Origin of the sequence: Rhizobium sp. CCGE 510 (assembly GCF_000292525.1) — a bacterium.
Classification (GTDB): domain Bacteria; phylum Pseudomonadota; class Alphaproteobacteria; order Rhizobiales; family Rhizobiaceae; genus Rhizobium.
This window is the reverse complement of the sequence record NZ_AEYF01000020.1, coordinates 35,359-55,715: the sequence shown is the minus strand read 5'-3', so window position 1 is coordinate 55,715 and position 20,357 is coordinate 35,359. Positions and strand designations below refer to the sequence as shown.

Here is a 20,357-nt window from a genome sequence, read left to right as displayed (position 1 = left end):
AGCGGACTCATCGGTCGTCGAGCAGGATCCTGGTGACGTCGATTTCGATTTCCGCGCAAATGATCTGGTATTCGGCAATGATCGCCGGATCGGCCGACACATCCTTGCGCATGCGATCGAGGACGGCGCAGGCCTCGCCATAGGCTCCGCACAGTTCGTAAAGATGGGACTGGCTCGCCGCGACCGCTCGGATCGTTGCCCTCGTCGCGGGCAGCCTCATCATCAGCCTGGCCAGCCCCTGTTCGGCGATTTGCCGGGGGATGTGTGCTACGCCTTCTTTCCTGACCACGCTATCAACCCTCGCTGCCTGTATGCTGCTGTCGAGAGTTAGTACGCAGGAATGCTGCATCTGGTTTCATGCCGGACGCAGGATTAATGCATATCGCCAGGGAGCGTGTATTGACGGCTTTCTCCTGCGCGATCGGCTCAGGCAGAACGACCGATCGTGATGGTGGCGGAAAGCACGCCGCCGTCGAGCTTCTCGAAATCGAACATATGATCGGCAGCATGCTCTGGGATGAGGATCAAGACCCAATCTCAGCGATAGTGCTCGGCACCGATCCTGTGAGCATGCCGGTTTCGCGATGTGGCCGAAGTCGCAACGGCCGCCGCCAACAGCGGGGCGCGTCTTTTCAGAGGCGCGAGGTCGCTGTAACTCTTTGCAGCAGCCATCCGACATTCGTTGCTGAGCCAGGGCAGGACACATGGAACCAACCCACTTATTCGAGCTTGTTATCGCGATGTTTCTCGCGATCATCGCGCTGCAGTATGCCGCCCATAGGCTCGGACTGCCGCCGTCCGTCGCGCTGCTGACTGGTGGCGCTTTGCTGGCCTTTGTGCCGGGGCTGCCGGCGATATCGGTCGATCCCGAGCTGGTGTTGGTCATCTTCCTGCCGCCGCTGTTGATGGATGGCGCCTGGTCCATTGCGTTGTCGCGGCTGCGGCGACATATGATCGGGATCGCCTCGCTTGCCGTGGGCGCGGTTCTCTTCAGCTGCGCCGTCGTGGCTGTTGTCGTTCATCTTATCTTTCCATCACTTCCCTGGGCCGCTTGCGCGGCACTGGGCGCGATTGTTGCGCCGCCGGACGCGGTTTCGGCGCGCGCCGTGCTGGAGCGCGTCAGACTGCCTCGGCGGCTTCAGATTCTGCTGGAAGGCGAGAGCCTGCTTAACGATGCGAGCGGCCTGGTTCTCTTCCGTTTTGCCGTTGCCGCCGCCGCAACGGGCGCTTTCAGCGCCGGCGAGGCGGTCGGCGACTTCTTCGTGCTGGCGCTGGGCGGCGCCATCGTCGGGATCGTGGTCGGAGCGGCATGGGTCAAACTCATCCGCCATCTCGGCGACGACTATCTGATCATCGCGGCTACCGTGCTGCTCGGCTGGATTTCCTATCTGTTGGGCGAACTGCTGCATGTTTCCGGCGTCATCGCCACCGTCAGCACGGGCCTGATCGCTTCCTGGCACCAGCACACCGTTTTCTCTGCGGCGACGCGCATGCGCGGCACATCGTTCTGGACGGTGATGATTTTCCTGATGGAAGCGGCGGTCTTCACATTGATCGGGCTGTCGCTCCGGGATGTCGTCGAACGCGGCGGCGGCGTTACCACCGTGATTGCGACCATGGGACTGCCGATGCTGGCAATCCTCATGACGCTCGTGGCCGCACGTTTTGTCTGGGTCTTCGCCTCCGACCTCGTCATCAAGTCATGTGCAGCACTCGGGTTGACGCGTGCCCGGCCGCTCGGAGCAGGCGGGGCGACCGTTCTGAGTTGGGCAGGCGTGCGCGGGGTGGTCACGCTCGCCTTGGCGTTGAGCCTGCCCGAGGATTTCCCGGGCCGTGACTTCATTCTCGTCACGTCCTTCGCCGTCATTCTCGGCACCGTGCTGGTGCAGGGCACCACATTGGGCCGAGTGATTGCCTGGGCGCGGCTGGCGCCGGAGACGGAAAGACCGCGCCTAACAATGAGCCAGGCCGAAGCTGCCATGGCACGGGTGCAGCTCGGGATCGTCCAAAACCTGGCATATGACACAGAGGGAAAGCTCATCCACCCTCAATTGCTGGAGCGCTACCAGCGCAGAGCGACGGCGATCGTCGATTATGCCGAGAGAACCGAGCACTACGTGCCGTTGCTCCACGCGCATTTCGACGTCGTTCTGGAAGCTGTTGCGACAGGGCGACAGGAACTCATTCGTCTCCACCGCGCCGGCGACATCGATGACGAGACGCTGGACGAGCTGGAACGCGATCTCGATCTCGAGGAGCTGAGCGCGATCTCGGCCAAGGCCTGACGTTCAGTGTCTCACGCGTGGAGTTTGCGAAGCGGCCAACTTTCGTAGCTCTCTTCGCCGCCACGCGCTAAATGGCAACCTGTTCACCGAGTTCGACGACACGGTTCGACGGCAGGTTGAAATAGTCGGAGGGATCGATCGCCAAGCCTTCCAGCGCCATGAATATGCGCTCTTGCCAGCCGGGCAGTCCGGTGTTCGGTGTCCTGACGAGGTTCCGGCGGCCGAGATAAAAGGAGGTCTTCATGATCTCGAACTTGAACCCTCCCTCCCGGCAGAGGGCGAGGGCTCTGGTAACATCGGGGTCGTCCATGAAGCCGAAGGTGAGATCGAGGCGCACGAAGCGTGGCGAAAGCTGGCTGATCTTGATGCGGCGGCTGTCCGGTACATAAGGTTCGTCTTCGGTCCAGACGCTCAGGATGACGTTCTGTTGGTGGAGCACGTGATTGTGCTTGAGATTATGGAGCAGAACATTCGGCGTCCGATCCGGAACGCTGGTCAGGAAAACCGCCGTTCCCGGAACGGTGACCGGCGAATGGTCCGACTTTCGTTCGATCGACCTTATGAAGGAATCGAGCGGGATCTCGTTGTTGGCGCGCAGCCGCTTCAGATAGGCCTGCCCTCGGGTCCACGTCCACATCAGGATCATGATCGCCAGCGCAAGGGCGACCGGAACCCAGCCGCCATCGTAGATTTTCAAGAGGTTGGCCGCCAGGAACAGGACTTCGATGAGGAAGAGCGGCAGCAGCACGACGGCGGCGAGCACAAGGGAGTAGCCCCAGACGGCCCGGAGGAACTGGAAGACCAGCATGGTCGAGATGACCATGGTTCCGGTCACCGAGATGCCGTAGGCCGTCGCCAGCGACTCGGAGTCGCGGAAGGAAAAGATTAGCATCAAGACGCCGACCAGCAGGAGAAGATTGACGCTCGGCACGTAGATCTGGCCGGTGTTGGTCTCCGACGTGAACTTGATCCGCAGCCGCGGCAGGAAGCCGAGGTGAACCGCCGAGCGGGCCAGCGAAAATGCACCGGTGATAACAGCCTGGCTGGCGATGATCGTCGCCATCGTCGCGAGCAGAACCACCGGCAGCAAGGCCCAATCGGGATACATCAGAAAGAACGGATTGGCCGCCGTTTCGGGATGGGCAAGAACCAGCGCGCCCTGGCCGAGATAGTTGAGGAGCAACGCCGGAAAGACGAGCACGAACCATGCGGTCTGGATCGGGCGGCGGCCGAAATGCCCGAGATCGGCATAGAGCGCTTCGCAGCCGGTGACGGTCAGAAAGACGGCTCCGAGCACGATGAGGCCGACAGTGCCGGCATGGGTGAGGAACAGGAATGCATTGATCGGGTTGAGCGCCTCCAGAATCGTCCAGTCGTCACCGATATGGATCAGACCGCCTGCCGCCATGGCCAAAAACCACAACACCGTAATCGGCCCGAAAAACGTCGAGACGGCAGCCGTTCCCCGCGACTGGACGCCAAACAGAACGATCATGATCGCAGCCGAGGCAAGCGGTACGTATTCGGCAAAGGCCGGTGTGACGAGCTTGAGGCCTTCGAGCGCCGACATGACCGACAGAGCAGGCGTGATCATTGCATCGCCGATGAAGAGAGCCGCTCCAATCAGCCCGGCGAAAAAGAGTACAGGCACGTTTCGGCCCATCTTCTTCATCAGCAGGGCGAGAAGCGAAAGCGTGCCGCCTTCGCCGTCATTGTCCGCCCTGAGAAGGAAGAGCACGTATTTGAAGGTCACAATGATCGTCAGCGTCCAGACCATCAGTGAAATGAGACCGATGACCTCGGCCTCGTGTACGCCATCGGCGGCAAACGGCCTCAGTGCCTCACGGAGGGCATAGAGCGGGCTGGTGCCGATATCGCCATAAACGACGCCGATTGCGCCGACAACCAGCCCGACAAAACCCTTTCGGCCGGTACCTTCACCCGTCTTGTCTGCATGTGTCGACGTCATGGTTCCCCGCTCATGCCACTTGGCCATGGACACAAACATATGCCGCAATGCAGAACGGCAAGTAAATTGATGCGGCGTGCGAATTTTTTGTGAGCGGTCAGGGTGCCCAAAACGGTGCAACCATACGGTTGACACGCGCGGCGGCTGTCGGTTGTCCGGGGGGCCTTCATGTCCGCAACCAGCAGGGGCGATCATCGGCTTTTGTTGGGTGACCGGAGCTAGGCGCGCTGTATTTCCCGGTGCGTCTAAGTATTATTCATGATTATCTTTAATATAGCTCGTATAGGTGATGACCTGGCGTGGCGCAGTGTTGTCAACTATTTCGCGAATGATCTTGCTGCTCAAGCACTTGCAGGTGCGGGCCATCTCGTCTGAACGGGCCTGGTTCGGATTAGCCCCTATTGCCTGCAAACTATGCGTTTCGCTGGGGTTTTCCATGGTCGGGTGCGTCCGAGATTGATGGCTAGCCTGGGTGAATTTCGGCCTCGTTTCAGACAAATTATCGCCGCCAAAATGCCAGTATTAGTTGTTTCTAAATCACGCCATAATTGGCATCTACGTTGCCGCGCCTGATTTATTCTTTGCCACATTTCGGAATTTCAACATTATACAAACAATGGTGGGTAACTATGAAAGTTATTCTCGTCATCGTCCTCATGGTGCTTGCCGTGCCCTGTGAGGCGGACATGCTGGGCACGGCATCCAAGTACAAGAGTATGCACGAACGCTCCATTTCCTTCCTCAGTATCAATCCGCGCAGGGTATCGTGGTGCGGGGCGTTCCTGGCCTTTGTCGCCAAACGATCTTCGCGGCAGCCGCCGCCCAACCCCAATATGGCGGTGTCCTGGAGGAAGTTCGGCAGGCCGGTATTCTTCCGCGCCGCCCGACGGGGGGATGTCGTGGTGATCCGCACCGGCAGGCGCTTTCATGTGAGCCTTTTCGATCACATCGACGCGCGCCGGCAGTACGTCTACCTGTTCGGCGGCAATCAATCCAACCGGGTGCAACTGTCCAGGTATCGCGCCAGCTCGGTCGTCGCAGTGCGACGATGATGCCGATTTGCCTTCAGCAAAGCTGAGTTCGTGACCGCTCCTTAAGAACGATTTCCCAAACGTCGATGGCGGCGAGTTTAGAGCTTGCGCGCCCTGATGTGAAGGAAGATCGGCGCGATGCGGGTGTCGGCGACGACGGGCTCGGCCTGTGCCACTTCCGGCGAGGCCATCGGCTCGCCGAAGGCCTCGATCGTCAGTCCCGCTTCGACGATCATCGAAACCCAGGTCGACAGCGTCCGGTGAAAGCGCGGGATGGCGAAGGGCGTCAGCCTTGCCCGCTCCGCTTGGGGTATGGAGGAAAAGATCCAGCGCTCGATCCGGCCGTCGCTCTCATCGAAATAATCGGCGATCTCTACCGCAACGGGCTCCCCCGCCTCGTTGCGGATATTGCGGCGCGTCGGCGGTACGAAACAGGGATGCAGGATGGAAAACTGCAGGAAGCCGCGGGGTTTCAGGACGCGTTGGATGCCCTTCAGCACCTGGCGCTGGTCGGCCATGTCCATCATCGACATGAAGGCGGTGACAAAATCAAAACTCGCTTCCGGGAAATCGATGCTTTCGCCATCGCCGAGCACGTAGTCGATCCCGAGCGGCGCTTGCGTCTCGGTCTCGCGAGCGTAGCGAATGAAGGTCGGTGCGATATCGAGCCCGGTCATGCGGGCGCCGAGACGGGCGACGGCGCGGGTGTTGGAGCCTTCGCCGCAGCCGAGGTCGAGCCCGGCAAGGCGCGCGACGGATGGCAGTATCTCGAGAAAGGCCGGTGTGTTCAGCGCGTCACGATATTTGTCGTGGCCCGCCCTGGAATAGATCGTCCAGGTCTCGGCATTGCTCTCCCAATGGGCAGCGACATCATTGGCGTTCATGGCTCTTCCTCCTTGTCCGATCCGAATGGGCGGCGAGCTATAGTCGCGGGGCGTGGCAATGGGAAGACGGTGGGGCGAGAATGCGTGTTCATGGACACCGCTCGGCCCCGAACACGGTGGCCGACCTCGTCCTCCGAGGCCCCTGCAGGGCACCTCACGATGAGGTCGGAGAGGGCGCGGCTTGTGTCACCCCGCAGTACCAGCGGCCAGACTCTGCAAGGCGGTGGATTGGCGACGGACGCAATTGCAGGTTAGCGCGGATGGGAATTCTCGCTGACGCTCCTGAACGCAGTGATGATGCTCTCCACCGCCAGTTCTGCCTGATCGGAGGTCGTTTGGAAATTGGTGACGGAGAGGCGCAGGACGTTGCGGCCGCGCCATTTGGCGCCACCGGCGAAGATCATGCCGTCCGCCTGGATCTTTTCGATCGTCTTTCGGGTCAGCGCGTCGCCTTCTTCGGAGGGCAGGTCGGCTCCGAAGCGGATGACGAGCTGGTTCAGCGCCACGTCGTTCAGAATGGCGATGCCGGGCTCGCGGGCGAGCAGATCGGCCGCCAGCCGCGCCGAGGCGCAGCACTGGTCGATGAGGGCGGCCACCCCCTCGCGGCCGAGATGTTTCAGCATCGCCCAGGTGGCAAAGCCGCGCGCGCGCCTCGAAAGCTCCGGCACGTAATGGGAGGGATCCCGTTCGCCTTCGCCGGCGAGCGGCAGATAGCTTGCGGCGATGGTCATGGCGCGGCGATGGGCGAGCTCGTTGCGGACAATCGCATAGCCGCAATCATAGGGCGTCTGCAGCCATTTGTGTCCGTCGGTCGCCCAGCTGTCGGCCGCCTCGATGCCGCGGCTGAGATGGCTGGTCTTCTCCGATGCCTGCGCCCAGAGGCCGAAGGCACCGTCGACATGCACCCAGGCGCCTTTCGCTTTCAAGAGGGGGATGATGGCGGCGAAGTCGTCGAAGGCGCCGGTATTGATCTGCCCCGCCTGGAGAATGGCGATGACTGGACCGGAGACCGTATCGAGCGTGTCCGCCAGCGCGGCCGGGTCGATCCGCCCCACCGGATCGGTGCGCACGCGCCGCACGCGGTCGTGGCCGACGCCCAGGAATTGCAGCGCCGAGAACACCGTCGTGTGGGCATCATCGCCGATCAGCACGGTGATCTCGGGCGCGCCGAACAGGCCGTTGGCATCGGCATCCCAGCCTACCTGGCGCAATACCTCGCCACGTGCGGCGGCAAGGCAGGTGAAGTTCGCCACCGTCGCGCCCGTCACGAAGCCGACCGAGCTTTCGGCCGGGAGCTTCAGGAGATCGAGAAGCCATCTTGCCGCGACGGTCTCGACTGCGGCCGCGGCCGGAGCGACGGTATGGTTTCCGGCATTCTGGCCCCAGGCGCTAGTAAGGAAATCGGCTGCGACGCCGACCGGATGCGAGCCGCCGATGACCCAGCCGAAAAAGCGCGGGCCAGTGGTTGCATGAAGCCCCGGTTCGGCATCATTCGCCAACTGCCTGATAACATCGAGCATATCGGAACTGGCGGCCGGCAGCGGCTCATCGAAGGCGGCGAGGGAGGCGGCGTAGCCGCGAGTGGGTACATGGCGGGCGGGCGCTGCCTGCCGGAACCCGGCCGCAAGCCGCGCGGCTTCCTGAAACAGAGATGCGATTGCCGACATGCGGATCCCCTGCCGCCGGCGAACTAGAGGGCCCGTCCCTCGAAGCGGGCTGCCGGCGCAGACACTGTAGCCGATATCGCCGGCGCTGTCTTGGCAGCGCCGCGAGGATGCACAACACCGGCTGGCGCACGGCCATGCCGAGTCCTCCTGCCATAGCATAACCCGAAATCCTCGTTGCCATGAGCGCGAGAGCTGTAGCCTCCTCAAAGCCCCTGGCGCGATACAGGAGGATCTGAGTGGGCGCTCGCAGCCGCCTTTGGCGCGCGTCTCGCCTTTACCGGGATGCTGAAGATAAATCGAGCATAACGGGAGATGCTTCCTCATTTCTCCAATAACCAATTTATCATCTGCTGTTCATTTCTGAAATCCTTAACGTCTGCTTAAAATCTATTGCGTTCTCTCCAAGTATCATTCAATGATGCGCAAATATCGTTTGCGCCGCTGTCAAGGCCGCTCTGCCAATCAGCGAGGGATATGCACTGAAATATTTCTTTCTCTATACGCTGGTGTGCGTGATGGTCGGGATAGTTCTTCTCGTCATCATCCATCAGATTACACCCTTCAAGATGGGCAAGCCGGGCGACCAAACGACCGAGTGGTCAACTGATGAATCGGCGACGGCGGCCGGCGACCCATCTGATGACCTAGTTGTAGGGTCGACCCCTGACCCGGCGACCAACCCACCAGCCGTCCGGCCGCCTGATCAATGGAACCTCAGGCCGACGAACCCACCGACGGTGGGGCCGTCCGATCAATCGGGCGTCCGGAAAGGCGGTCGGGTGGGAACTCCGGCGCAGTAACTGCAGGCGGAGCTCCGCCTCGCGCTTCGAGGCTCTTACCGGTCGCCTCAGGGTGCGGCTCTCTCTGTGAGGGGCTGAGCGAGACGATGGCAGAAAGTAGCCAGGTCGAGACCATGGCGTCCGCCACAAATTATCGGGGCACACCTCTCCTCCTAGGTGGCGACACGAGGCGTTCAAGCGAAATCATCGCTACCCAACCTGGAACCGAAAGTCGCTCCGCTTGCATCGGCCGGAGCCCTCTGCAATGACGATAGTGAGGTATCTCAAGAGGTCTCCGAATGGATGCAAGCGGCGTGACGATCAGGCATATCCAGGCGGGCGAGGTGGAGGCTTTCCGGCGCATCCGTCTGGAAGCGCTTCGCACCGAACCCTCCTCCTTTGCCAGCCGCTACGAAGACTGGTCGGCTCTTTCCCTTGAGGAGTGGCGCAACCGCTTGAGCGAGCCGGTTTTCATTGCGTTTCAGGATAATGAGCCCGTCGGTATAATGGGCCTGCTACGGCAGCGGTCGAGCAAGATGGCCCATCGCGCGACGATCATCATGGTCTACATCGGAAAGAGCCTGCGTGGCACCGGTCTTGCCGGCAGGCTGCTCGATGTTGTTTCCGATCATGCGCGCCATATCGGCATCCGGCAGCTGGAACTGTTCGTCAGCGCGGAAAACCCGGCGGCAATTCGGTTCTATCAGCGGCAGGGTTTCTCCGAGGTCGGGAGGATTCCTGCTGGGGTTCTGGAAGAGGGCAGGGAGATCGACGACGTCATAATGGCCCGCCGTCTGGTCGATTAGGCATGACGGGGAATTTCCGCGCATGCGCTCTCCTATTGACCTCGCAATGCTGGCATAGGCTGGAGGTTTGCCGTGACGAAGATCCTGAGAGACGAAGACCTGGCCGGCAACACCTTGATGGCGGTCGCGATCGATGCGCTCGAGACCGCTTTTCTCGCCAGAGTCGGCAATCGGCTAATCTCGCCCCCCCGGCATCATGTGTCCTTTCCCGATCGAGGCGATCTGGTGTTCACCGTCGGCGGCATCCTCGGCGACAAGCCGCTCGCTGGCTTTCGGGTCTATGAAACATTCGGCGGAACGGAGCATTCGCAAATCGTCGCGGTGTGGTCGGCCGACGATGCCAAGCTCAAGGGCATCGTCCTCGGAGAGCGCGTCGGCAACCTCAGGACCGGCGCCATCGGAGGTCTCGCCATCCGCCATCTCAGCGCGCCGGACGCCAAGTTCGTCGGAATCCTCGGCAGCGGCGCGCAAGCGCGAACCCAGCTTGCCGCGGCCGCAGCCGTCCGAAAACTGGATCGCGTCCGCGTCTATAGCCGCGACGAGAAAAATCGCGCCACCTTCGCAACCGAGATGCAGCACGCCCTGAGGCTGGAGGTGGAGCCTGTCGGCAGTGTGTCAGAAGCGGTTGATGACGCCGACATCGTCATCTGTGCGACGACCAGCCAAACGCCTGTCATCCATGCGCGGGATCTGAAGCCCGGCGTGCACGTCAATACGGTCGGCCCGAAAACGCTTCAGGGATACGAACTCGGCCTGGATGTCGCTGATGCCGCAGCGGTAATCGCGACGGATTCTCCCGAACAGGCCCACGCCTACGCTTCGCCCTTTTTCCTCGCCGGCTCCGGCAACGAAGATCGCATGGCCGACCTTGCCGACATCATTGCCGGGAAGGCGGCGGGGCGAGGATCGCTTGGGGAGACGACGCTGTTCTGCTCGGTCGGCCTAGCTGGAACCGAAGTCGTCGTCGCTTCGGCAATCCTCGATATCTTGTGAGGCGCTTATTACGGAAGACCCAGGACATCCCGCATACCGTATTCGCCGGGTGCCTGACCTGCGATCCAGCGAGCGGCAGAAAGTGCGCCGCGGGCGAACATGCCGCGGTTGAGAGCCGAATGCGAGAGCGTCACCACTTCCTGGGCGGCGGCAAAGAGTACGCTGTGCTCTCCGACGAGCCCGCCGGCGCGCAGCACGGCGAAGCCGATCTCGCCGGGTGGGCGCTCGCCGGTGATGCCGTCACGCCCGCGCCGCTCGACGGATGCGAGGGAAACGCCACGGCCCTCGGCCGCCGCTTCGCCGAGCATCAGCGCCGTGCCGGAGGGCGCGTCAATCTTCCTGTTGTGATGGGCTTCGAGGATTTCGATATCCCAGTCCTGCGCGGGAAGGGCGCGCGCCGCCTGGGCGACGAGGCTGATCAGAATGTTGACGCCGATCGAGAAGTTGCCGGAGCGCAGGATCGGAATGGTGCGGGCGGCCTCTGATATCCGGTCGAGTTCATCCCGGTCGAAACCCGTCGCTCCGATCACCAGGGCCGGTCCGCCCGCCGCCGCGCACAGACCGGCAAGTTCGGCGGCGGCACGTCCCGTCGTGAAATCCAGGATCACGTCGGCCTCCGCGATCGCAGCCGATCGGTCGATCAGCCCAGCGCCTGCAGAGCCCTCACGACCGATGCCGCCGACAAACGCAAAAACCGGATCGGCCGCCAGCAGCGGCAGGATGGCACGGCCCATGCGGCCATTCGCGCCGGCGACGGCTATTTTGATTGGTGAGGTCACTGTCTTACCTTACTGCGATATTTCCGAAGGGAGGCTGTTTGCATCCGGCATTCGCGCCGGAGAAGGGGATTTGCAACTGTCGCATTCGGTTCCCGGCGCAAAGCCGGATATCCTTCGGACGCCTGACGTTACCAATTGCCCGGGTCGGCGGTGTGATCGATGCTGGCGAATTCATCCGCCTTTTTCCGATCCAGCTTCACCTCCGTGGTCACCTCTGTCTCGTCGATGACAGTATAGCGCTCAGGCACTGGTCCCCCTGATAGTTCCTGATACAGGAGCAGGGCAGCCTCTTCGGCAGTATCTGCCTCGATCTCCCGGGTGAGGGTAACGGTGAATTTATGCATGGTTCGGCCCTTTCGATCGGCGCGCAGGCGATGCGCAGCTTACGCAGTCTGACACGAGTTTTGTGTCGAGGACACAAAAACCGCATTGTTCAGATTTTGATTCATGAGACGGCTTCAGGTCTTTGTTTTTATGAATCTCGTGGTGCTCTGTCTGAACCAGGCTATCTCCCGCGACCCAGGACTTGGGCGTGCTGGATCCCTGTGACGGGATGAGGGAGGGAGGTTGGCGGCGTCTCCACCAATTTTAGCAGCGCTCAGCAAATGCTCGCGTGAAATCGCTCGGACTGGGCTGGAGAAAGACGGTTTGCCTCTTATGTCAGTGTGAAATGCGAAACGAAGAGCGAAAGGAGCCGCGCAATGGCGAAGAATACGATCTGCGTATGGTATGACAAAGACGCCGAGGAGGCTGCGCGCTTCTATGCCGCGACATTTCCAGACAGTGCCGTCGGCGCCGTCATTCGTGCACCGGGAGATTATCCGGATGGCAAGCAGGGAAACGTATTGGTCGTTGAATTCACCGTTGCGGGTATTCCTTGCATCGGCCTGAACGGTGGTCCCGCGTTCAAACACAGCGAGGCTTTCTCGTTCCAGATCGCCACCGACGATCAGGAGGAAACCGACCGCTACTGGAACGCCATCGTCGGCAATGGCGGCCAGGAAAGCGAGTGTGGCTGGTGCAAAGACAAGTGGGGTGTGTCCTGGCAGATTACGCCGCGTATTCTTTCCGAAGCGCTTGCGGCAGGTGGTGACCAGGCAAAGCGTGTTTTCGATGCGATGATGACCATGAGGAAAATCGACATCGCGGCGCTCGAGGCGGCTTGGCGCGGCTGAACCTTCACGCAGAAGGTTTTCCTGAGCGTCAGGTCCGGTGGGATTGACCTAGATTTCCAGGGTCCTTCGGAAACGGGACAGGCTGTCAGAACCAGAGGTCGCGCACGCAGCGCCCTTTGGACGGAAGATCTTCGAACGTATCCAGGCCGTCGAAGTGATCGATGGACAGATCGGCGACGAGATCTGGCGGCGCAAGCCGCATGTTGACCGCCATGCGCCGGCGGCCATCCTTCTGAAGCCGCAGGCCGCGCCAGCTCAAGACGCAGGCGCAGGACGGGCAGAACAAGATTTCGAGGGACGACGTCTCCGGGCCGGAGCGGGTATAGGAGGCTGTTTGCCCGGTCAGCGCAATACGCTCGCCTTCGTAATCATAGGCCCACAGCGTGCCGTAGCGCCGACAGAGCGTGCAGTTGCAGGCGGTGATCGAGCCGGGATCGCCTTCGAGCGTCCAGCTTGCCTTGCCGCAATGACATGAGCCCGTCAGCATGAGTATTCGTTCAATCCTGCTGTCTCTCCAGGGGCGTATCCTGCCCCAATCGCGCGACGACCGCAATTGGGGCTTTCGAGCGCCTCGCTTTCGCCCGCTCGCCAGGCTCTGTTCTGGCGATATTCCCGTTTGGTCAATTTATAAAATTTCTAGTTGAGGTAACGGCAGAAAAATGATCCCATACGACTTGGCGTAGCCGAGTCCACGCTTCCTCCCAATTTGATCCGAGCGGCCCATGCCGATTTCCGATGCGATCTACCGTCCCTTCGAAACGTTGATCCGGCCGCTCGACATTCCCTACCGGCCGCTGCCTTCCAAAGGTCCGGTGACGGTGCTCCTGCACTTCATCTCGATGTTTCGCGGCGTGCTGATCGCGCTTGCGCTCTGCTCCATGGTGTTCGAGTTGATCAATCTGACGATCGTCTGGGGGCTTTCGGTCATCGTCGATGGCGTGACGCGACAAGGCGCCGCCGCCTTTCTGCACAATGAATGGCTGCTGTTGACCGTTCTGGGTTTCCTGATCTTTCCGGTCATGCCGATCGTGTCGTTCATGCTGAATACCCTGAACTCGCATACTTTAGGCATCGGCATGCCGGCTGCCATTCAATGGCAGGGACATAAGGCGGTGGAGCGGCAAGACCTTGCCTTCTTCCATGATCTCTATGCGGGCCAGGTTGCCTCACGCCTCTCGCAGGTATCCTCCGCCGTCCAGCAGCAGATCCTTGCCGGCTTCCAGTCCATTCCACGCTTCCTGATGCAGCTGGTGGGCTCTGTTATCCTGCTGAGCGCACTCGCCTGGCAGCTCGCCCTGCCTGTCGTCGTCTGGATCGCGCTCAACATCGCATTCACCGCCAGGATCGTGCCGACGTTCGTCGAGCGCTCCCGCCGCACCGCCAACCAGCGCAGCCTGGTCGCCGGCGCCATCACCGATCTTTATACCAACATGCAGATGATCAAGCAGTTTGCGGCCGAAGACAGCGAGGCCGGCGCCATCCGCCGCATCATCCAGAAGTCCGTGCAGATGCAGCACAGCGAACAGCGTATCTATCGCTCGTCGGAAGTGACCGTCGTCATTCTCAACACGCTGCTGTGGCTGACCATGTTGTCGATCGGATTTTCCGGCCTTGTCAAAGGCTTCCTGACGGTCGGCGAGTTCGTCGGCGCAGTCTACATCCTTCACCGGCTGTCGACGCAGATCTTCGTCTTCCTCCAGATGGGCCAGCAGATCTTCCAGGCGATCGGCACGATCAAGGACGCCATGCCCGTCATGACCACACCTCCGACGATCACCGACCGGCCGGATGCGACCGAGCTCAGTGTTCAGCGCGGCGAAATACGTTTCGAGAACCTCCACTTCGCCTACAAGTCAGGCAAATCAGTCATCGACGACCTGTCTCTGACGATCCGGCCCGGCGAGAAGGTGGGCCTGGTCGGCCTTTCCGGCGCCGGCAAGACCACACTCGCAAATCTGCTGCTGCGCTTCTACGACATCAAGGACGGCGCAATCCTGATCGACGGGCAGGATATCCGCGCGGTCACGCAATCAAGTCTTCGCCGCGCCATCGGGGTGATCGCGCAGGATGTCGCACTGCTGCACCGGTCGGTCGGCGATAACATCCGCTACGGCCGGCCGGAGGCGACGCAGGACGAGATCGAACGGGTGACGAAGATGGCGAGCGCCGATGCCTTCATCGCCGATCTGACCGACAGCGAGGGCCGCAGGGGCTACGACGCCTTCGTCGGCGACCGCGGCATCAAACTGTCAGGCGGCCAGCGGCAACGCGTGGCGATCGCGCGCGTTCTCCTGAAGGACGCGCCGATCCTGGTGCTCGACGAGGCGACCTCGGCGCTCGACAGCGAATCCGAAGCCGCCATCCAGGAGCGGTTGAACCTCGTCATGGAGGGAAAGACAGTGATCGCCATCGCCCACCGCCTCTCGACCATCGCCAGGATGGACCGGATCGTCGTGCTCGATCACGGACGGATCGTGGAGGAGGGCAGGCCAGAGGAGTTGGTCGAAGGCGACGGCCTGTTTGCCCGCCTGTGGAAGCGCCAGACCGGCGGCTTCATCCCCGAAGAGATCGACGACCCCTTGCCGGGTTCGCCTGGGGCTGACTGAGTCGACGCGCCCCTTGACGATCGCGGCGGCAATCCTGCCTATTGCGGCAAGGGAACCGGGGCAAGGGTGGTCATGATCAATCGGTCGAGCGGGTCGCGCATGCGCAACCCCGACGTCACCATCCGTCGCATTCTCAAGGTCAACCATGCGGGCGAGTTCGGCGCTATCAGGATCTATGGCGCCCAGATCCTGCTCGCCCGGCGGCTGTTTCCCGACATCGTGCCGGCGCTTGAGGAGATGCGTGAGGACGAGATCGAGCATTGCCGGCTGTTTCGCGAGGCAATGCCTTCAAGGAGCGCCAAGCCCTGTCGCGTCATGGCATTCTGGAGCCTCGGCGGCTTCGTGCTCGGCATCCTGACGGCGCTTGGCGGGCGCAACATGATCTGGATCTGCACAGAGGCTGTGGAAAGCACAGTCCATCGCCACCTCGAAGACCAACTGGCTTTCCTTGCTGAGCGCGATCCCGGGCTTCACGCCCTCATCGGGTCGATTCAGGAACAGGAGCTGGCGCATCTGAAGAAAGCCGAGGACAGCCAGAAGAGACGCGGCCTGAGCCACGCCTTGCTCCTGCCCGTCGTCGGGGCCTTGACCGACCTGATGATCTGGCTCTCCACTTGGGGAGCCTCGAGCTGGATGCGCGCTGAGATGATGCGTGCGGGAAGGGATAGGCTTTGATGGGGAGTTTAGAGGCAGCAATGGCCGCGGAGGAGACTGTCAGTTTTGAGGCCGGTGGGCATCGTGTTGTCGGAATATTGCGTCTGGCGGTCTTAGCAAACGCACCAACGCCGGTCCCGATGAAGGCCAGTTCCCTGCGCTATTCGACAAGCCCGAGCATCGGGCCGTAGCCGCCGTGCCAGGAGCGGTCGTTGCGGCCCATTGCCGGATGGTAAATTCCGACACCGTGTCCGCCATCGAGAAACAAGGCGTCGGGGCATTTCAACTGTTCGCTGAAGAGCCGCGCGAAATCGTGGAAATTCACCCCGTCTTCGCTGATCGCCAAGCGAACCGTGCCGGCCGCGCAGACGCCGACACCGCTTCGGCGGGTTCGATCCGTCGAGCCGGGGATGAAGATCGGATTCAGCTTGCCGGCGATGACGAGAATCGGGCCGGACTGTGTGGCGAACCGCACTTTGGGCGCACGCTTTAGAAATTCATCTGTAGGGAGGATGCCGGCGCCTGTTTCACCCAGAAAGAACACGCCGTTCGGCTTTTTGTAGAAATTCGGAACCTGGCCGGTGGAGCTTTCGGCCTTTGCAGTATTGGCGGGTTTCAATTCCCTGGCGTTCTCGACATACAGTCCCATCGGCGAAAAGTCGGCCCGGTACATCCCGGCGTTGACGGCCAACACCAAGGTCTTCCCCTCTGCATGGATGACTTCGGCAAGGCTTGCAAAAGCGCGGTACGGCTCGCCATCGGCACCCTTCCAGAACAGGCGCAGGTCGGCTTTTTCAGGGGCCAGCGTGCAGACGACGTATGCCGCATCTTCAAGGGTTTCCCGCTCGCATTGTCCGGCATGCGCTCGATGCGGGGACATCACCATTGCTGCCAGCATCATGGTTACGGCCAGCACACCCTGCTTCAGATAGGTCATTGGTTTCACGGTCTCGACCTCGTCAAAATGTGCCCGACAAAGCCGTGCAGGCGAGCAGTACACCAGTCAGGATATTCGCTCGGAACAGGCGATAATTCAGGTCGGGGCGGGTGAGGTCGATCCGCCGGATCTGCCACGCAAGGTGGGCTGCGATCACCAGCATTCCGATCGCATAGGGCGGCGACATCTCCAACAGCCAGCCGCCGAGCGACCACGCCGCGACGGCCAGCGCATAGGACAAGCTGATCCACACCTTGCCGTGCCTGCCGAATAGGATTGCCGTCGACTTCAGGCCGAGGCGGGTGTCATCCTTCAGATCGACATAGGCATAGATCGTATCATAGCCGATCTGCCAGGCGATGGCCCCGGCCCACATCAGAACGGCGCCGGCCGGAATATGGCCTGCAAGCTCGGCCCATGCCATCAGCATCCCCCAATTGAACGCGGCGCCCAGCACGGCCTGGGGCCAGTGGGTGAAGCGCTTGCAGAGCGGATAGATGAAGACGAGCGGCAGAACCGAGATTGCCACCAGGCGCTTATAGGGTGTCAAGAAGAGTAGAAGCGAGGCCGCAACCATCAGTTCTACGGCCAGGAAGCCGAAGGCGTGCAGGGTGCGGAGCTCCCCGCTTGCCAACGGACGGAAGCGAGTCCGCTCCACATGGCCGTCAAACTTCCGATCGGCGATGTCGTTGACCGTCGAGCCGGCGCTTCTCATCAGCAAGGCGCCGAGAGAAAAGATCGCCAACTGCAAGACGTTCGGCAGACCATGCGATGCCTGGATGAGGGCGGCCCAGCAGGGGAAAAGCGTCAGCCAGATTCCAACCGGGCGATCGAGCCGCGCCAGCCGCGTATATGGCCGCCATGTGGCCGGCAATCGGCGATCCACCCAGTCGCCATGGCGGATGTCGCTGAGATCAGGGCGGCTGAGTGTCGTCATGATGTAATCTAAAATTCCTATCGCAACAGGCTGGATGCCTCAGCTTTTCATCGCCATCGGCGACGCCGAGAATAGGAATTTTTGCAAGTACTGCAACGGCCGTCTGCCGTGACTTGCATTCGATGTTTGTCGTGAACCGCCGATCCCTACCAGGCGGTACGAGCGGTACCGAGTGCCGTGGTATGAGAGGAAGACACGTGGGCGACGTACGCCTTCAGCGACACGACGCAGTTTCCCGGACAGCTGAGTTTGTGCAACGTCAGGTGCTTCAGCAATGCTTCCGCGTCGCGCTTTTCGGTTAGCGGAAAGGTCATAGTCATGCGAGTTCCTCCAAAGAACACACTGAGCATCTGGAGAAATAATGGTTAAATTCTTTTGCGCTGCAACAAGAAAATTTTAATACTAAAATTAAAATCGATTAGCTTTCGGACGGGAATTTTAAAATCGTTTTAAATTGAGTTCCGTGCTGTGAGCTTCAATTCGCCGGCGGACGCAGGGCCGGCCGCTCATGCTCCGTTGCGGGCTGCCCAGCTTCGAAGCCGCAATCCGTTCAGCCTGATGAAGCCTTCGGCGTCGTGATGGTCGTAGGCGAGGGAGCTCTCCTCGAAGGTGACGAGGTCGGCGGAAAAGAGCGAGCGAGGGGAGGTGCGAGAGATGACCGAGGCGCATCCCTTGTAGAGCCTTAGCGTCACTTCGCCGCTGACGAAATCCTGGCTCCGGTCGATCAGGGCTTGCAGCATGTCCCGCTCGGGGGCGAACCAGAAGCCGTTGTAGATCAGCTCGGCGTAGCGGGGCATGATCTCGTCCTTCAGGTGGGCGGCGGCGCGATCGAGCGTGATCGATTCAATGCCTCGATGGGCCGCAAGCAGGATCGTTCCTCCCGGCGTCTCGTATACCCCCCGCGATTTCATGCCGATGAAGCGGTTTTCGACGAGATCGAGCCGGCCGACGCCGTGCCGGCCGCCGAACCTGTTGAGCTCGGTGAGCAAGGTGGCCGGCGTCATCGCCTTGCCGTTTACGGACACCGGATCGCCGCTTTGGAAGCCGATGGTGACGGTCTCGGGGACATCGGGAGCATCGACAGGGTCGACGGTGCGCTGGTAGATGTATTCGGGCGCGACCTCGGCCGGATCCTCGAGGATTTTGCCTTCGCTCGAGGTGTGCAACAGGTTGGCGTCGATCGAGAAGGGCGCTTCACCGCGCTTGTCCTTCGGCACCGGAATCCGATGCTTTGCGGCATATTCCAGCAGCTGGATGCGGGAGCGGATGTTCCACTGGCGCCAGGGAGCGATAACCTTCATCGACGGATCGAGTGCATTGACGGCGAGTTCGAGGCGGATCTGGTCGTTACCCTTGCCCGTCGCGCCGTGGGCGACGGCATCCGCGCGGACGTCGCGGGCTATGGCGACCAGATGCTTGGCGATCAGCGGCCGGGCGATGGAACTGCCGAGCGGATACTGGCCTTCATAAAGCGCGTTGGCCCGCAGCATCGGGAAGACGAAGTCGCGGACGAATTCCTCTCGCAGGTCGACGATGCGGAAGTCTTTCACGCCGAGGATTTCCGCCTTCGCCCGCGCCGGCTCGAGTTCCTCGCCTTGGCCGAGATCGGCGGTGAAAGTGACGACCTCGCATCCGTAGCTCTCCTGCAACCATTTGAGGATGATCGAGGTATCCAGCCCGCCGGAATAAGCGAGCGCGATCTTATCTATCTTTCCTACCATTAGTCATCTCCAAAAACTCGATGCTTGGTACGATAGATCATGTCTTGCGCAATGAGCTTGCGCAGTGTTCTCGAAATTGCGAATGTTTGACATATTATGCCACTACAGAAGGACTTGGAGCTACAAAATGCCGGCTTGTCGTCGATGCGATTGATCGCCATATCCTGCGCGTGCTTCAGCGCGATGGGCGCATTTCGAATGTGGAGCTGGCAAAGGAGGTGGGGCTGTCGCCTTCGCCCTGCCTGCGCCGCGTGCGGCTTCTGGAAAAGCCAGGATCATCGATCGCTATGTCGCCGTGCTGGATCCGGCAAAGGTCGGGGCGGGGCTGACGGTTTTTGCCCGCGTCTGGTTCAAGACCCAGGATGCCGAGGTCACCCTGCGCTTCGCCGAAGCCGTCAGACGGTTTCCCGAGGTGATGGAATGTTACCTGACGACGGGCGAGTGCGACGCCGTGCTGCGCATCGTCACCGCCGATTTGCACAGCTATTGGCGTTTCCAGGCCGACCACCTGACGCGCATTCCGAGCGTGCTCAGCGTCAAGACCGACGTGCCGATGGAGACGCTGAAGCGGAGCTATGAACTGCCGGTTCGGTAGGTCGGGCGTGGCGCCTTGCTAGCCGTATGGGCGCCGGGGGTGGCCAGCCCCGTCCTTCGAGGCCCCTGCGGGGTGCCTCAGGATGAGGCTGGAGAGAGGCGGTGCCAGGGATGGGCACCTCAGTGAGGCTCGCCCGAGGCCGGCTCTACTGATGGGGAGGAGCGTTGCCGCTTTTCGCCAGCCGGATGAGGCCCAAGAGCAGGAGCAGGATCATCACGCCATGGGTGATATAATCGAGCGTGGTCTGGGGGCCGACGCCAACGGCGATGGTGAAGGCACCGATGAGAGTGCCGAAGAGGGCGAAGGCTTGGGCGCAAAACGCCGCCGTTCGGCTCCATCGCCGGTTGAGGATAAGCGAGATCAGGCCGAGCAGAAGAGTCGCCGCTATCACCGCTTCGGCGATCATTGCCTGATGATGTTCGTGTCCTTCGAGGATGAAGCCGGCATGGGTGAGCGAGGCAGTGGCATAGAGGCACGTTTCGATCAGGAAGAGGATCGTGAGGGCTTTCATGGCATGTCTCCCCTGGGCCGATGAAGGT

Annotated in this window: 18 protein-coding genes and 2 pseudogenes; 8 read left to right on the top strand and 12 right to left on the bottom strand. The window is 61.3% G+C overall.

Features of this window, described 5'->3' with window-relative positions; all coding sequences use genetic code 11:
* Positions 1-7 precede the first annotated feature (7 nt).
* Both RCCGE510_RS10915 and RCCGE510_RS34725 read right to left on the bottom strand, forming a co-directional pair.
* Positions 8-289 (bottom strand): hypothetical protein, encoded by a 282-nt coding sequence (locus RCCGE510_RS10915; protein WP_007629853.1) that lies wholly within the window; start codon positions 287-289, stop codon positions 8-10.
* A 137-nt stretch (positions 290-426) separates the two neighbouring features.
* Positions 427-525, bottom strand: a pseudogene (locus RCCGE510_RS34725) (protocatechuate 3,4-dioxygenase); the annotation flags it as partial.
* A gap of 179 nt (positions 526-704) precedes the next feature.
* On the opposite strand from RCCGE510_RS34725, the gene RCCGE510_RS10910 reads away from it, so the two are divergent.
* The gene (locus RCCGE510_RS10910; RefSeq protein ID WP_007629851.1) at positions 705-2,285 is read left to right on the top strand and encodes a Na+/H+ antiporter; all 1,581 of its coding nucleotides are present in this window, start codon (positions 705-707) and stop codon (positions 2,283-2,285) included.
* 67 nt (positions 2,286-2,352) lie between these two features.
* On the opposite strand, the gene RCCGE510_RS10905 is transcribed toward RCCGE510_RS10910, so the two are convergent.
* A complete protein-coding gene (locus tag RCCGE510_RS10905) occupies positions 2,353-4,254 on the bottom strand; it encodes a potassium transporter Kup (protein WP_007629850.1) in 1,902 nt (633 codons plus the stop codon).
* 629 nt (positions 4,255-4,883) lie between these two features.
* Here RCCGE510_RS10905 and RCCGE510_RS10900 point away from each other — a divergent pair.
* Positions 4,884-5,306 (top strand): TIGR02594 family protein, encoded by a 423-nt coding sequence (locus RCCGE510_RS10900; RefSeq protein ID WP_007629849.1) that lies wholly within the window; start codon positions 4,884-4,886, stop codon positions 5,304-5,306.
* Between the two features lie 77 nt (positions 5,307-5,383).
* Here RCCGE510_RS10900 and RCCGE510_RS10895 read toward each other — a convergent pair whose 3' ends face one another.
* Both RCCGE510_RS10895 and RCCGE510_RS10890 read right to left on the bottom strand, forming a co-directional pair.
* The gene (locus RCCGE510_RS10895; protein ID WP_007629848.1) at positions 5,384-6,169 is read right to left on the bottom strand and encodes a class I SAM-dependent methyltransferase; all 786 of its coding nucleotides are present in this window, start codon (positions 6,167-6,169) and stop codon (positions 5,384-5,386) included.
* Between the two features lie 251 nt (positions 6,170-6,420).
* Positions 6,421-7,836 carry an aspartate aminotransferase family protein gene (locus RCCGE510_RS10890; RefSeq protein WP_007629846.1) on the bottom strand — a complete coding sequence of 472 codons (1,416 nt, stop codon included), beginning with the start codon at positions 7,834-7,836 and terminating at the stop codon, positions 6,421-6,423.
* Positions 7,837-8,914: 1,078 nt separating this feature from the next.
* On the opposite strand from RCCGE510_RS10890, the gene RCCGE510_RS10885 reads away from it, so the two are divergent.
* Both RCCGE510_RS10885 and RCCGE510_RS10880 read left to right on the top strand, forming a co-directional pair.
* Positions 8,915-9,421 (top strand): GNAT family N-acetyltransferase, encoded by a 507-nt coding sequence (locus RCCGE510_RS10885; RefSeq protein ID WP_007629844.1) that lies wholly within the window; start codon positions 8,915-8,917, stop codon positions 9,419-9,421.
* A 72-nt stretch (positions 9,422-9,493) separates the two neighbouring features.
* On the top strand, positions 9,494-10,414 hold the full coding sequence (locus tag RCCGE510_RS10880; RefSeq protein ID WP_007629843.1) for an ornithine cyclodeaminase family protein: 921 nt from the start codon (positions 9,494-9,496) through the stop codon (positions 10,412-10,414).
* Positions 10,415-10,422: 8 nt separating this feature from the next.
* Here the strand turns inward: RCCGE510_RS10880 and dapB are convergent, their stop codons facing one another.
* Together dapB and RCCGE510_RS10870 are read right to left on the bottom strand one after the other, a co-directional pair.
* The gene (dapB, locus tag RCCGE510_RS10875; protein ID WP_037078307.1) at positions 10,423-11,193 is read right to left on the bottom strand and encodes a 4-hydroxy-tetrahydrodipicolinate reductase; all 771 of its coding nucleotides are present in this window, start codon (positions 11,191-11,193) and stop codon (positions 10,423-10,425) included.
* A 128-nt stretch (positions 11,194-11,321) separates the two neighbouring features.
* Positions 11,322-11,537 carry a hypothetical protein gene (locus tag RCCGE510_RS10870; RefSeq protein ID WP_007629840.1) on the bottom strand — a complete coding sequence of 72 codons (216 nt, stop codon included), beginning with the start codon at positions 11,535-11,537 and terminating at the stop codon, positions 11,322-11,324.
* 357 nt (positions 11,538-11,894) lie between these two features.
* On the opposite strand from RCCGE510_RS10870, the gene RCCGE510_RS10865 reads away from it, so the two are divergent.
* The gene (locus tag RCCGE510_RS10865) at positions 11,895-12,368 is read left to right on the top strand and encodes a VOC family protein (RefSeq protein WP_007629838.1); all 474 of its coding nucleotides are present in this window, start codon (positions 11,895-11,897) and stop codon (positions 12,366-12,368) included.
* Between the two features lie 85 nt (positions 12,369-12,453).
* On the opposite strand, the gene RCCGE510_RS10860 is transcribed toward RCCGE510_RS10865, so the two are convergent.
* Positions 12,454-12,855, bottom strand: coding sequence for a GFA family protein (locus tag RCCGE510_RS10860; RefSeq protein WP_007629836.1), 402 nt, complete (start codon positions 12,853-12,855; stop codon positions 12,454-12,456).
* Between the two features lie 235 nt (positions 12,856-13,090).
* On the opposite strand from RCCGE510_RS10860, the gene RCCGE510_RS10855 reads away from it, so the two are divergent.
* Together RCCGE510_RS10855 and RCCGE510_RS10850 are read left to right on the top strand one after the other, a co-directional pair.
* Complete coding sequence (locus RCCGE510_RS10855; protein WP_007629834.1) at positions 13,091-14,974, top strand: ABC transporter ATP-binding protein; 1,884 nt, start codon at positions 13,091-13,093, stop codon at positions 14,972-14,974.
* 72 nt (positions 14,975-15,046) lie between these two features.
* Positions 15,047-15,649 (top strand): demethoxyubiquinone hydroxylase family protein, encoded by a 603-nt coding sequence (locus tag RCCGE510_RS10850; protein WP_007629832.1) that lies wholly within the window; start codon positions 15,047-15,049, stop codon positions 15,647-15,649.
* A gap of 139 nt (positions 15,650-15,788) precedes the next feature.
* Here the strand turns inward: RCCGE510_RS10850 and RCCGE510_RS10845 are convergent, their stop codons facing one another.
* The 3 genes from RCCGE510_RS10845 to RCCGE510_RS10835 all read right to left on the bottom strand — a co-directional run bounded on the left by RCCGE510_RS10845 (position 15,789) and on the right by RCCGE510_RS10835 (position 19,223).
* On the bottom strand, positions 15,789-16,565 hold the full coding sequence (locus RCCGE510_RS10845; protein ID WP_007629830.1) for a phosphodiester glycosidase family protein: 777 nt from the start codon (positions 16,563-16,565) through the stop codon (positions 15,789-15,791).
* Positions 16,566-16,587: 22 nt separating this feature from the next.
* The gene (ubiA, locus tag RCCGE510_RS10840; protein ID WP_007629829.1) at positions 16,588-17,502 is read right to left on the bottom strand and encodes a 4-hydroxybenzoate octaprenyltransferase; all 915 of its coding nucleotides are present in this window, start codon (positions 17,500-17,502) and stop codon (positions 16,588-16,590) included.
* A 506-nt stretch (positions 17,503-18,008) separates the two neighbouring features.
* Positions 18,009-19,223 (bottom strand): argininosuccinate synthase, encoded by a 1,215-nt coding sequence (locus RCCGE510_RS10835; protein ID WP_007629827.1) that lies wholly within the window; start codon positions 19,221-19,223, stop codon positions 18,009-18,011.
* Positions 19,224-19,309: 86 nt separating this feature from the next.
* On the opposite strand from RCCGE510_RS10835, the pseudogene RCCGE510_RS10830 reads away from it, so the two are divergent.
* Positions 19,310-19,818: pseudogene (locus RCCGE510_RS10830) on the top strand (Lrp/AsnC family transcriptional regulator).
* A 145-nt stretch (positions 19,819-19,963) separates the two neighbouring features.
* Here RCCGE510_RS10830 and RCCGE510_RS10825 read toward each other — a convergent pair.
* Complete coding sequence (locus RCCGE510_RS10825) at positions 19,964-20,329, bottom strand: hypothetical protein (RefSeq protein WP_007629825.1); 366 nt, start codon at positions 20,327-20,329, stop codon at positions 19,964-19,966.
* Positions 20,330-20,357 lie beyond the last annotated feature (28 nt).